This window comes from Variovorax sp. E3, assembly GCF_016082275.1.
Classification (GTDB): domain Bacteria; phylum Pseudomonadota; class Gammaproteobacteria; order Burkholderiales; family Burkholderiaceae_C; genus Variovorax.
In genome coordinates, this window is sequence record NZ_MOWM01000034.1 from 43,896 (window position 1) to 55,228 (window position 11,333).

The following is an 11,333-nucleotide window of genomic DNA, read 5'->3' on the forward strand; positions in this document are numbered from 1 at the left end:
CGGCTTGCTACGCCTCGGCCGCCCAGAGCCGCGGGTAGTCGCGCACGAAGCTGTCCTCGGTCACGCCCAGCGTGGCCGCGTAGTCGAAGCGTTTGGCCTCATAGGCGTACTCGGTGTCGCCGAGCCGCTCGTAGCGCTGCGCCAGTTCGCTCAGCACGCCGCCGCCGTCCAGGTCCAGCCACGCGGCCGGGGCGTCGGCGCCCTCGCCCTTCGAAAGGCTGAGCCGGCGCAGTTGCAGCAGGTTGGTGGCGGGCGTGAAGCCCAGGTCGAGGTCGACGCAGTGCGACAGGTCGGGCACGGCCTCGTCGTTGAGCTTCCAGTGGCCGCGCGCGTCGCGCGTGATCGACAGGTCGATCGCCGACTCGCCGAGCCAGCCGCGCACGGTGCCCCACTGGGTGTGCCAGTGCAGATCGCAGCGCACGCGGTAGTGCAACTGGGCGATGCGGCCGCCTTCCAGGCGGAACACGGCCGCGCCATCGAGCTGCCAGGCCGAGGCGTTGCGTTCGAGACGGCAGGCGTCGTGACCCGGAACATCGAGCCTGCGCCAGAGGATGGAGGCGACGGTTTGCATGGCGCGCATGATGGCACCGCCATGCTGCGGTGCGCAAGCAATGCCCCGCTGCCCCGAGGGTGGCGCCCGGCAAGGCCGGCCCCGAATGACCGCACAATGCCCGGCCATGACCGCTTCGTCCCGCCCCGCGTTCGCCGCCCTGGCCCTTGCCGTACTTTCGGCCCTGCTGTCCGGCGGGGCCGCGCACGCGGCCAGCGCCGCGCTGAAAGACGGCGACATCGTCTTCCACACCTCCCGCTCGGCGCAGAGCGTGGCCGTGCAGCGCGCCACCGGCTCGCGCTACAGCCACATGGGCATCGTGCTGATGCGCGGCGGCAAGCCCTACGTGTTCGAGGCCGTGGCCACCGTGCGCTACACCCCGCTTGCCCAATGGACCGCGCGCGGCAACGGCGGCCACTACGTGGTGAAGCGGCTGCGCAATGCCGACAAGCTGCTGACACCGGGCGCGGTGGCCCGCCTCCGTGCCGGCACCGCCGATTTCGAAGGCCGCCCCTACGACCTGACCTTCGAGTGGTCGGACCAGCGCATCTACTGCTCGGAGCTCGTGTGGAAGCTCTACCAGCGCGCGCTGGGCGTGCGCATCGGCGAGCTGCAGAAGATCCGCGAATTCAACCTGGGCGACCCGGCCGTGCGCGCCAAGATGCGCGAACGCTACGGCGACAAGGTGCCGATGGACGAGCCCGTGATCTCCCCGGTGGCGATGTTCGACTCGCCGCTGCTCACGACCGTGGAAACGCGCTGACACAGCAGCCCCGCGCGGGCGCAAGCGGCCCGGCCGCGAGACAATCGGGGCCGTGAGTTCCCCGACCCCGCCCGCACCGCCGATACGCCGCATCGCCCACCTCGACATGGACGCCTTCTACGCGTCGGTCGAGCTGCTGCGCTATCCGCAGCTCAAGGGCCTGCCGGTGGTGATCGGCGGCGGCCGGCGGCGCGTCGACGAAGCCATCCGCGACCTGCCCGAGGGCGGCACGCTGGCCGACATTCCGGTCGCGTCGTTTCCGCTGCTCAAGGACTACACCGGGCGCGGCGTGATCACCACCGCGACCTACCCGGCGCGGCAGTTCGGCATCGGCTCGGCCATGGGGCTCATGAAGGCCGCCAAGCTGTGCCCGCAGGCCATCATCCTGCCGGTGGACTTCGACGAATACCGACGCTACTCGCGCGCCTTCAAGCAGATCATCCTGGAGGTCGCGCCGCTGATGGAAGACCGCGGCGTGGACGAGGTGTACATCGACTTCACTCACGTGCCCGGCGGCCAGCGCGACGGCGGGCGCTCGCTGGCGCGCCTGATCCAGAAGGCCATCCTCGACGCCACCGGCCTGACCTGCTCGATCGGCGTGGCGCCCAACAAGCTCATCGCCAAGATGGCGAGCGAGTTCAACAAGCCCAAGGGCATCTCGGTGGTCTACGAACAGGACCTCCAGACGCTGATCTGGCCGCTGCCCTGCCGCAAGGTGAACGGCATCGGCCCCAAGGCCGACGAGAAGCTCAAGCGCTTCGACATCGAGACCGTGGGCCAGCTCGCGGCGCGCGACCGCGACTGGCTCATTGCCACCTTCGGCAAGGCCACCGGCGCGTGGATGCACGAGGTGGCCTGGGGCCGCGACGACCGGCCCGTGGTGACCGAGAGCGAGCCCGTGTCGATGAGCCGCGAGACCACGTTCGACCGCGACCTGCACGCGGTGCGCGACCGCGCCGAGCTGGGCGCGATCTTCACGCACCTGTGCGAGAAGGTGGCCGAAGACCTGCAGCGCAAGGGCTACGTGGGCAAGACCATCGGCATCAAGCTGCGCTACGACGACTTCAAGATCGCCACGCGCGACCAGACCATCGACCGCTTCACGGCCGACGCCAGGACCATCCGCCAGACCGGCGGGCAGTGCCTCAAGCGCGTGCCGCTGGAGCGGCCGCTGCGGCTGCTGGGCGTGCGCGTGGGCGCGCTGGCCAAGGCCGGCAGCCCCGAGGCGCTGGCCCCCGCCGGCAGCGGCGCGCAGCGCCCGGCGCAGGAGCCCGCGGCCACCACCGCGTCGCTGTTCTGAACACGCCATGGTGAAACGCTGGCTGCGCCGCATCGCCTTCACCCTGCTGGGGTTGGCTGCGCTGGTGGGGCTGTATGTGGCGGTGGCGTTCGCGCTGGTGCTGTGGCCGGCCAATGCGGGGGCGGCGGCCGAAGCGCCCGCCGAGGTGCAGGCCTGGGTGCTGAGCAACGGCGTGCACACCGACTACGTGTTCCCGATCCGCTCGGCCACCGTCGACTGGCGGCAGGTGTTTGCGCCGCAGGACTTCCGGGCCCCGCCGCCCGATGCCGAGTTCGTCGCCATCGGCTGGGGCGACCGCGAGTTCTACCTGAACACGCCCACCTGGGGCGACCTGACGGCGGCGCGCGCCTTCGGGGCGCTGTCGGGCGGCAACCGCTCGCTGCTGCACGTGAGCTACCTGCGGCGCGGGCAGCTGGGGCGCGGCGCCTTCGAGCTGCCGCTGTCGCAGGCCCAGTACGCGCGGCTCGTCGACCACGTGCGCGCCACCCTGCCCCCGGGCCCGGCTGTGCCCATCGCGGGCGCGCACTACGACAGCCAGGACGCCTTCTACGAAGCCCGGGGCGCCTACAACCTCTTCGAGACCTGCAACACCTGGATCGGCCGCGGCTTGCGGCACGCAGGCGTCACGGCCAGCCGATGGACGCCCTTCGACTTCACGGTGACCTGGCACCTGAAGCCGGCGCGGCCCTGAGCGGCCCCGGCCAGGTTCAGGGCGCGTTCAAGGCTTGGGCACGCCGCCCTGCCACTGCGGCCAGTGGGCCACGATGTGGTCGACCACGCGGCTGCCCACGCGCTCGACGTTCTCCACCGTCTCGGCAAAGCCGCCGGCCGTTTCGCCCGGCGCCGGGTCCAGGTGCTGCAGCGTGGTCTCCTTCGGGTTGCCCTGGTCGAAGTTGACCGCGCCGCGCAGGCTCATCACGCGGTCGGTGCCGTGGGTGCGCTTGATCACCAGGGTGATGGCGGCGGCCTCCATTTCGGTGATGACGTAGTCGTCGGCGCCGTACAGCTTGGCGATGTACTGCGCCTGCTTCGACATGCCGGGGCCGTGGAAGAAGGTGTCGCCCGTCATGTGCGTGCCGGTGCCGACGAAGGGCGCGCGGCGCGCCGCCGCGTCGGGGTAGCGCAGGCGGTAGGCGCGGGCCGAGTCGGCGTCTTTCAGCGGCGTGTCGGCCGACAGCTTCATGGCCCAGCGCACGAGGTCGGGGTTGAGCTGGAAGCGGCGGTAGTCCTCGTAGCCCTTGCGCGGCATGAAGGTCGCGCGCCGGCCTTGTTTTCTTCGGGGGCCCAGCGGTGGCCCAGGTCGTAGTCGACCAGCCATGTGCCCCAGTTCACTTCGCCGATGGTGCCGCGCGAAGGCGGCGTGCCGGCCACGCCGGAAATGACGTAGTAGGCCTGCGAGAAGTCCAGTTGCGGGTTCAGCAGAATGGCTTGCATCGACGCCGACGAGTTGACCTTGCCCATGCCCAGCACCGCGCCGCACACGCCGTCGGTGTTGCAGTACACGGGCTGCAGCGCGCCGGGCACGGCGATGGGTTGGGCGTCTTTCCAGTAGCGCTCGTACCAGTGCTGGAACTCGCCCGCGCGGTCGCCGGTGTTCTTGCCGATCTCGAACATGGCGGCGACGAAGACCTTGACCTTCACGGGCGCGGGTGCTGCCGTGGCCGTGGCCGCCGGGGCGGAAGAATTGGAAGCGCAAGCCGTGGCAAGCAGCGCGGCGGCCGGCAGCAGCAGCCAGCGGGTGCGGAAAGACGAAGGGCTGGAAGACATTCGAAAGCTCGATAAGGGAAAGAAGAGACGGGCCGCATTTGCGGCGTCCTACAGGCGGTGATTGTCGGCGCTGGCAAAAACGGTGCCTACCACCACGCAAACCCCATGCCGGCCCCTGCCCTCTCCAGCGCTCCCGTATCGACGCCGTCCGCAAGGCCGCCGTCCAGGCCCACGCCCATCACCAACGGGCTGGTCTACGTAAACCCCGACATGCCGGGCATCCGCCGCCTGAAAAACGGCGAGCGCTTTCGCTACCGCGACGCCAAGGGCCGATGGCTGCGCGACGTCGACGAGATCTCGCGCATCCGCATGCTGGCGATTCCGCCGGCCTACACGCAGGTGTGGATCTGCCCGCTGCCCAACGGCCACCTGCAGGCCACGGGCATCGACGCGCGCGGGCGCAAGCAGTACCGCTACCACGCCGACTGGCGCCTGATGAAGGACGAGACCAAGTTCGACCGGCTCGAGGCCTTCGGGCGCGCGCTGCCGCGCATCCGCGCCCGCGTGGCGCGCGACCTGCGGCCGCCCGAAGGCGGCAAGGCCCCGAGCCGCGCCGAAGTGCTCGCGGCGCTGGTGCGCCTGCTCGACACCACGCTGCTGCGCATCGGCAACGAGGAATACGCGAGCAGCAACGGCTCCTACGGCCTCACCACGCTGCGCAACCGGCACGCGGCCGTGCGCGGCGCGGCGCTGCGGCTGAAGTTCAGGGGCAAGAGCGGCGTGATGCACGAAGCCACACTCGACGACCCGCGCGTGGCCAAGGTGGTGCGGCAGTGCCAGCAGTTGCCGGGGCAGGCGCTGTTCCAGTACGCCGACGAAGAAGACGGCGAGCTGCGCAGCGTGTCGTCCACCGACGTGAACGACTATCTGGCCGAGGCCGCGCCGGGCGAGCGCTTCACCGCCAAGGACTTCCGCACCTGGCACGGCACGGTGCAGGCGCTGGAACTCACGCGCCTGGCTTGCGAGCCGGGGCGCAGCGCGGCGGACGGCACCCGCTACAGCGCCAAGGACATATTGGGGGCCGTGGCCAAGCAGCTAGGCAACACGCCGGCCGTCTGCAAGAAGGCATATGTGCATCCGGCCGTGCTGGCGCTGGGCAGCGCGCTCGCGGACGACGACGAGGCCGAAGCGCTGTTCCAGAAGATCGCGGGGCGCAACGCCGCCAAGCCGTCACGCGGCCTCCATGCCGCCGAGCGGCGGCTGCTGGCCTTTCTTCGCGCGCACCGGCAAGGGCAGCGCGCCGCCCCACGCGCTCAACGCACCCAACGCACCACGGGCCAGTCCGCGAAGAAGGCTCGGGCTCAGTCGCCGAGCGCGAAGCGCACGCTGTCGCCGTCGACCTCGACCATGTAGCCCATGTCTTCGGCCAGGCTCTGCAGCGCGACGGCGTCGATGGCCAGCGCGCGCGGCGCGCGATGCGCGTCGAGCACCGCGTGGGTGGCGCCCGGCTCTCGCGGCAAGGCGGTGAAGCGCAGCGCGTCGGCGCCGTCGGCCTCGACGCGGATCGTGCCCGCCTCGGCCGCGCCGTCGTGCAGGTAGCCCAGCACGCCGAGAAAGAGATAGCGCAGCGCCGCGGCGGCGGGCCGGCGCGCTTCGCCGTCGCGCGGTTCGAGGTCGGGGCCGGTGTCGAGCGTCACGCCGTGCAGGTCGAAGGCCGAGCGCATCAGTGCCATGCACTGCGCCACCAGCGCGCTGCGCGTGATGCCGTCGTCGGTGGTGGCCAGTTCCCAGTCGCGCAGCGAACGGATGGCGTTGACCAGTTCGGCCACCTGGTTGTCGATCAGCGCCACGCGTTCTTCGCAGGCGGCGGCATCGATGGTGGCCGCGCCGACCTGCCGCTTGAGCATCAGCAGCGCCATGCGGATCACCGAGACCGGTGCCGCCATGTCGTGCCGCAGGGCGGGCAGCGCCCGTGTGAGCAGTTCGTGGCGCACGCCGGCGGCGATCCAGCTGCGCGCGCTGGGGGACGCCTTCATCGGGCGGCGGCCATGGGCTTCGGGTTCATCGGCACGGTCACGGGTACTTCCTGAAACGAGAGAGAGCAACAAGTATGGTGCCCGACTCCCGCGCCGGGTGTAGGAACGTGCCTACGGCTGCCGCCACCGGGGTTCGCGCCCGCGCCCTCAGGGCTTGCCGAGGTAGGTGCGCACGTCCTTCACCTCGACGCCGGCGGCGGCGATGGCCGAGCGCAGCTGCGCCTCGGTCACGCCCAGGGTCTGGGTCCAGTAGCGGACCTCGTGCGCCTCGTTCACGTTGATGCGGGTGGCATCCTGCGGCCCGCGCTTGCTCAGGTCATCGGCCATGGTGTGGTTTCCTTTGCAGAAAACCTCACGATGCGGCCGGCGCGGCGGGGTGGGCTGGAGGACTGCGGCGCGCCCGCTTGCAGGAAAACGCCGAGGTCCGTGCCTGCCCCCGCCTACGCTGCGCGAAGGCGCGCCTGCAGCTCGCGCTTGAGCAGCTTGCCGTTGGCCGTGGTGGGCATCGCATCGATCAGCTCGATGCGCGCCGGGCGCTTGTACGGCGACAGGTGTTCGACCAGGTGCGCGCGCAGCGCCTCGCGGTCGAGCGCCGCGCCGGGCTTGAGCTCCACGAAGGCCACCACCTGCTCGTTGCCGTCGGCCTCGGGCGTGCCGACCACGGCGCACAGGTGCACGCCCTCGAAGCGGCCGATGACCGCCTCGATCTCCGCCGGGTACACGTTGAAGCCCGAGCGGATGATCATTTCCTTCAGCCGCCCGACCACGAACAGCGCACCGTCTTCGCCGAAGCGCCCGAGGTCGCCGGTGGCATACCAGCCGCCGGGGCGCATCACCTGCGCGGTGGCGGCCGCATCGCGGAAGTAGCCGAGCATCAGGCCCGGCCCGCGCAGCCAGATTTCGCCGGTGTCGCCCGGCGCCACGTCGTGCCCGTCGAGCGACACGATGCGGGCCTCGCCGCCCTCCACCGCGTGGCCGGCCGCCGTGTCTGAGCGCGGCGACTCGGTGCGCGTGAGGAACACCGAGCCCGCGTACTCCGACAGCCCGTAGCCGTAGTGCAGCGGCTGGCCGAACAGCTGCTCCACGCGCTGCTTGAGCGCGGGGTCCAGCGGCGCCGAGCCGGTGTACACGTAGCGCAGTTGCGGAAAGCGCGGTGTCGCGCGTTCGGCCTCGATGTGCGCGAGCAGCCGCGCATACATGGTCGGCGGGCCGAGCAGGTTCGACACCTGTTCGTGCGCCAGCGCCTGCAGCATGTCGGCCGGCGAGAAGCTGCCGCGCAGCACCAGCGACGCGCCGCCCGTGAGCGCGGCCATCAGCACGGTGCCGATGCCGAAGATGTGCGTCATCGGCAGGAAGGCGTAGGCGCGGTCGCGCCCGGTCAGCGCGCGCACGCCGGCCGACACGCGGCCGAAATGCAGCAGCCCGCGGTGCGACACCATCACGCCCTTCGGCGTGCCCGAGGTGCCCGACGTGAAGATGATCGCGGCGGTGTCGGCCAGCGCGGGGGCTGTTTCAGGCAGCGCCTGCGCACGCACCGGCGAACGGCTGACGCCGGCCAGCGCGGCGGGCACCGCGCCCGCCCGCGCCGCATGCTTTTCAGCCGCCTCGGACACGCCGCCCGTGAAGCAGCAAAGACGCGCATCCGCCCGCTCGACGATCGCCGCGACCTCGCCCGGCGACATGCGCGCGTTCACGCCGCACGACCACGCGCCGACGCGGCTGCACGCCATCAGCAGCGCGATGTGCGCGGCGCAGTTCTCGGCCACCAGCACCACGCGGTCGGTCGGCCGCACGCCCGCGTCCAGCAGGTCTTGCGCGGCCGTCTCGACCATGGCCTGCAATGCCGCGTAGGTGGTGGTGCCGCCGGGCTCGAAAAGAAAGATCGCCTGCGGCGTGCGCGCCGCGCGGGCTTCCAGCAGTTCGTGAATCCGTTGCCGCATCGCCTATTCCGCCTCGATGCCCTTGGAGGCCGTCGCCCAGAGCTGGCGGTCGGACTTGCCCTTGGTCGCCAGCAGGTCGGCCGCGCCGGACCACACGTCGTAGCCCTGCTCGCGCAGCCGGCTCGCGATGTCCTCGCGCGCCAGCATCTTCTGCGCGGCGGCGTTCATGCGCGCGACCAGCGCCGGGTCCATGCGCGCCGGGCCGTACAGGCCGAACCAGCCGCCCACGTCGTAGCCGGGCACGCCCGACTCGATCATGGTCGGCACGTCGGGCAGCATGCGGTTGCGCTGGCGCGAGGTGACGGCCAGCGCACGCACCTTGCCGGTCTGGATGAAGGGCTTCGACGTGGCGATGATGTCGAACATCATCGTCACCGTGCCGCCCATCACATCGGCCAGCGCCGGCGCGCTGCCCTTGTAGGGCACGTGCGTGAGCTGCACGCCGGTCATCTTCTCGAGCAGCGCGCCGCTCAGGTGGTTGGACGCGCCCACGCCCGCCGAGCCGTAGAACACCTTGCCGGGTCGCGCCTTGGCATAGGCCAGCAGCTCGGCCACGCTGTGCACGGGCACCTCGGTGTTGACGACCAGCACGTTGGTGTAGTCGACCAGCGGCGCAATGGGCGTGAGGTCCTTCATCGGGTCGAAGGCCATGCGCCGCTGCACGTTGGGGTTGATGGTGATGGTCGGGCTCGCGCCGAAGAACAGCATGGCGCCGTCGGGCTGCGCCTTGGCCACCGCGTCGCCGCCCAGCGAGCCGCTCGCGCCGGGGCGGTTGTCCACGATCACCTGCGTGCCCAGGGCCTGGCTCAGCGCGGGCGCCAGCAGGCGCGCGGCGCCGTCCACCGGGCCGCCGGCCGAGTAGCCGACCACCAGCTTGATGAGCGGCGGCAAGGGTTGCTCCGCGAAGGCGCGTGAAGGCAAAGCGGCCAGCGCCGCGCTGCCCGCCAGCGCGGCCACCATGTGGCGGCGCGAGATGTCGGTGGATGTCATGAGCGTTGTCTCCTGTTATGAATTCTTCGGCGCGTGCATCGCTCAGGCCGGCAGGTCCAGGACCTGCCGCGCGAGGATGTTGCGCTGTATCTCGTTGGTGCCGCCGTAGATCATTGCGGCCGTGGCGCCGATGAGCGGCGAGAGCACGTTGAAGGTCTGGCCGTCGAGCACCTGGTCGCCGGCCACGGCGCCTTGTTCTTCGCCCGCCTCGACCAGCAGCGCGCCGATGCGGTGGTAGGTCTCGCTGGCCCAGATCTTCAGCAGCGACACCGACGCCGGCAGCGGCTTGCCCGCGCGCACGATGTTCGCGAAGCCGGTGTACGCGGCCGACAGGTCGAGCACGTCCAGCCGCAGCGCCGCGAAGCGCTGCGCGAACACCGGATCGGCGAACAGGCGCTTGGCCTGCGCCAGCCGCGCCAGTTGCCCCAGCGCGTACTGCGACTGCTTGGGGCTGCCCAGGAAGATGCGCTCGAAGCCCAGCAGCGCCTTCGCGATGGTCCAGCCGCCGTGCAGCTTGCCCACCAGGTTGTCGGCCGGCACGCGCACGTTGTCGAAGAACACTTCGCAGAACTCGGGCTCGCCCGCCAGCGTGTGGATCGGCCGGATGGTGATGCCCGGCGTGCGCAAGTCGCACAGCAGGAAGCTGATGCCTTCCTGCTTGCGCGCGTCCTTGTCGGTGCGCACGAGCAGGAAAATGTGGTTGGCGTCCTGCGCGAGCGTGGTCCAGATCTTCTGGCCGTTGACCACGAAGTGGTCGCCTTGCGCGTCGCGCGCCGACACGGCCTCGGTGCGCAGGCCCGCAAGGTCGGAGCCGGCATTGGGCTCCGAGTAGCCTTGGCACCACACGTTCTCGCCGCTCAATATGCGCGGCAGAAAGCGCTGCTGCTGCTCGGGCGTGCCGTGCTGGATCAGCAGCGGGCCGATCATCACGATGCCCTGGTCGGGCGCGCGTGCCACGCCGTGCTGCTCCAGCTCTTCGATCCACGCGATGAGCTTGTCCGCCGGCAGGCCCATGCCGCCGTGCGCCTGCGGCCAGGCGGGCGCGATCCAGCCCTGCGCGGACAGCGTGAGGTACCACTCGCGCATCTCGCGCCAGCGCGCGCGGTGCGACAGGTAGCGCAGTTGCGGCGGATAGCGCTGCTGCAGAAAGGCGCGCACCATGCGGCGGAAATCGGCCTCGGGCATCGCGGCCCAATCGGCGGTGCGCGGAAACTCGCCCTGCCATTCGGCGGCGCTCGCGGTCGCTTCCGCTTCGCCCGCCAGCGCCGCATGCCGGCGCTGGTGCGCGGTGACGTTGCCCAGCCAGGCCGAGAGGCACAGCACGCGCTTGTAGAACAGACTCAGGTCGCACTCCTGCGTGTAGCCGATGGCGCCATGCAATTGCACCGACGCGCGCGAGGCCTGCAAGGCCGCGGCCGTGCAGCGTGCGTTGGCGCGGCTCGCCTCGGCTTCGAGCCGGTCCGATGGCAGCCCTTGCACCGCGAGCGCGAGCACTTCGTTCAACGTGGCCTGCGCCACCTCGAGGTGAATGAACATGTCGACGCAGCGGTGCTGCAGCGCCTGGAAGCTGCCGATGGGCTTGCCGAACTGCGAGCGCGTGCGCAGGTAGGCAAGCGTCTGCGCGAGCATTGCCTGTCCCGCGCCCAGCAGCTCGGCCGCCTGCAGGACCTGGCCCGCCGCGAGCGCCTGGCGCAATGCATCCTGCGCGGCCGGGCCTTCGGCCAGCACCGCGTCGGCCGGCAGCGCGACCTGCTCGAAGCGCAGGTTCGACGCCTGGCTGCCATCGACCAGCGGCACGATCGTTTCGCTCACGCCCTCGGTGCCGCGCGGCACCCACAGCAGCACCGCGTCGTCTTCGCCGCGCGCCGACACCAGCCAGCCGCTGGCGGCCGCGCCGGGCAGCACCATGAGCTTCTCGCCCTGCAGCAGCACGCCGCCGGCATGACCGGTGCGCGCTTCGCAGCCGCAGGCCAGCGGCACCGCGCTGAGGTCGCCCGCGCTCTCCTGCCAGGCCAGCGCCGGCAAGCTGCGGCCCGCGACCAGTTCG

Annotated in this window: 12 protein-coding genes; 4 read left to right on the forward strand and 8 right to left on the reverse strand. The window is 71.1% G+C overall.

Annotated elements, in window-relative coordinates; all coding sequences use genetic code 11:
- Positions 1-7 precede the first annotated feature (7 nt).
- Positions 8-580 carry a putative glycolipid-binding domain-containing protein gene (locus tag BMG07_RS14690; RefSeq protein ID WP_269758965.1) on the reverse strand — a complete coding sequence of 191 codons (573 nt, stop codon included), beginning with the start codon at positions 578-580 and terminating at the stop codon, positions 8-10.
- Positions 581-677: 97 nt separating this feature from the next.
- Between BMG07_RS14690 and BMG07_RS14695 the strand changes: the two genes are divergently transcribed.
- Genes BMG07_RS14695 through BMG07_RS14705 form a run of 3 tightly spaced genes read left to right on the forward strand, consistent with a single transcriptional unit; the run spans position 678 to position 3,304 of the window.
- Positions 678-1,313: a YiiX family permuted papain-like enzyme gene (locus BMG07_RS14695; protein WP_198085192.1), complete on the forward strand. Its 636-nt coding sequence runs from the start codon at positions 678-680 to the stop codon at positions 1,311-1,313.
- A 52-nt stretch (positions 1,314-1,365) separates the two neighbouring features.
- A complete protein-coding gene (dinB, locus tag BMG07_RS14700) occupies positions 1,366-2,613 on the forward strand; it encodes a DNA polymerase IV (protein ID WP_198085193.1) in 1,248 nt (415 codons plus the stop codon).
- A 7-nt stretch (positions 2,614-2,620) separates the two neighbouring features.
- Positions 2,621-3,304 (forward strand): TIGR02117 family protein, encoded by a 684-nt coding sequence (locus BMG07_RS14705; protein ID WP_198085194.1) that lies wholly within the window; start codon positions 2,621-2,623, stop codon positions 3,302-3,304.
- A gap of 27 nt (positions 3,305-3,331) precedes the next feature.
- Here BMG07_RS14705 and BMG07_RS42140 read toward each other — a convergent pair whose 3' ends face one another.
- Together BMG07_RS42140 and BMG07_RS42145 are read right to left on the reverse strand one after the other, a co-directional pair.
- Positions 3,332-3,862, reverse strand: coding sequence for a hypothetical protein (locus BMG07_RS42140; RefSeq protein ID WP_269758966.1), 531 nt, complete (start codon positions 3,860-3,862; stop codon positions 3,332-3,334).
- Positions 3,793-4,380, reverse strand: a complete 588-nt coding sequence (locus BMG07_RS42145) for a hypothetical protein (RefSeq protein ID WP_269758967.1) — start codon at positions 4,378-4,380, stop codon at positions 3,793-3,795. Before BMG07_RS42145 ends, BMG07_RS42140 begins: the two co-directional genes overlap by 70 nt.
- A gap of 105 nt (positions 4,381-4,485) precedes the next feature.
- On the opposite strand from BMG07_RS42145, the gene BMG07_RS14715 reads away from it, so the two are divergent.
- The gene (locus tag BMG07_RS14715; protein WP_198085195.1) at positions 4,486-5,733 is read left to right on the forward strand and encodes a DNA topoisomerase IB; all 1,248 of its coding nucleotides are present in this window, start codon (positions 4,486-4,488) and stop codon (positions 5,731-5,733) included.
- Here the strand turns inward: BMG07_RS14715 and BMG07_RS14720 are convergent.
- From BMG07_RS14720 to BMG07_RS14740, 5 genes are all read right to left on the reverse strand, one after another.
- On the reverse strand, positions 5,682-6,356 hold the full coding sequence (locus BMG07_RS14720; protein ID WP_198085196.1) for a hypothetical protein: 675 nt from the start codon (positions 6,354-6,356) through the stop codon (positions 5,682-5,684). The two genes, BMG07_RS14715 and BMG07_RS14720, sit on opposite strands and share 52 nt — an antisense overlap.
- Positions 6,357-6,503: 147 nt before the next feature.
- Positions 6,504-6,683, reverse strand: a complete 180-nt coding sequence (locus tag BMG07_RS14725) for a DUF3606 domain-containing protein (protein WP_198085197.1) — start codon at positions 6,681-6,683, stop codon at positions 6,504-6,506.
- Positions 6,684-6,796: 113 nt separating this feature from the next.
- Positions 6,797-8,296 carry a class I adenylate-forming enzyme family protein gene (locus BMG07_RS14730; protein ID WP_198085198.1) on the reverse strand — a complete coding sequence of 500 codons (1,500 nt, stop codon included), beginning with the start codon at positions 8,294-8,296 and terminating at the stop codon, positions 6,797-6,799.
- A gap of 3 nt (positions 8,297-8,299) precedes the next feature.
- Positions 8,300-9,286 (reverse strand): tripartite tricarboxylate transporter substrate binding protein, encoded by a 987-nt coding sequence (locus tag BMG07_RS14735; protein ID WP_198085199.1) that lies wholly within the window; start codon positions 9,284-9,286, stop codon positions 8,300-8,302.
- Between the two features lie 42 nt (positions 9,287-9,328).
- Positions 9,329-11,333: acyl-CoA dehydrogenase (locus tag BMG07_RS14740; RefSeq protein WP_198085200.1), on the reverse strand; the 2,005-nt coding region annotated here is incomplete at its 5' end.

Excerpts from the sequence above, each read along its gene's own strand:
- BMG07_RS14690 (WP_269758965.1), bottom strand. The coding sequence starts at position 580 with ATGCGCGCCATGCAAACCGTCGCCTCCATCCTCTGGCGCAGGCTCGAT.
- BMG07_RS14695 (WP_198085192.1), top strand. The coding sequence starts at position 678 with ATGACCGCTTCGTCCCGCCCCGCGTTCGCCGCCCTGGCCCTTGCCGTA.
- BMG07_RS14705 (WP_198085194.1), top strand. The coding sequence starts at position 2,621 with ATGGTGAAACGCTGGCTGCGCCGCATCGCCTTCACCCTGCTGGGGTTG.
- BMG07_RS42140 (WP_269758966.1), bottom strand. The coding sequence starts at position 3,862 with ATGCCGCGCAAGGGCTACGAGGACTACCGCCGCTTCCAGCTCAACCCC.
- BMG07_RS42145 (WP_269758967.1), bottom strand. The coding sequence starts at position 4,380 with ATGTCTTCCAGCCCTTCGTCTTTCCGCACCCGCTGGCTGCTGCTGCCG.
- BMG07_RS14715 (WP_198085195.1), top strand. The coding sequence starts at position 4,486 with ATGCCGGCCCCTGCCCTCTCCAGCGCTCCCGTATCGACGCCGTCCGCA.
- BMG07_RS14720 (WP_198085196.1), bottom strand. The coding sequence starts at position 6,356 with ATGAAGGCGTCCCCCAGCGCGCGCAGCTGGATCGCCGCCGGCGTGCGC.
- BMG07_RS14725 (WP_198085197.1), bottom strand. The coding sequence starts at position 6,683 with ATGGCCGATGACCTGAGCAAGCGCGGGCCGCAGGATGCCACCCGCATC.
- BMG07_RS14730 (WP_198085198.1), bottom strand. The coding sequence starts at position 8,296 with ATGCGGCAACGGATTCACGAACTGCTGGAAGCCCGCGCGGCGCGCACG.
- BMG07_RS14735 (WP_198085199.1), bottom strand. The coding sequence starts at position 9,286 with ATGACATCCACCGACATCTCGCGCCGCCACATGGTGGCCGCGCTGGCG.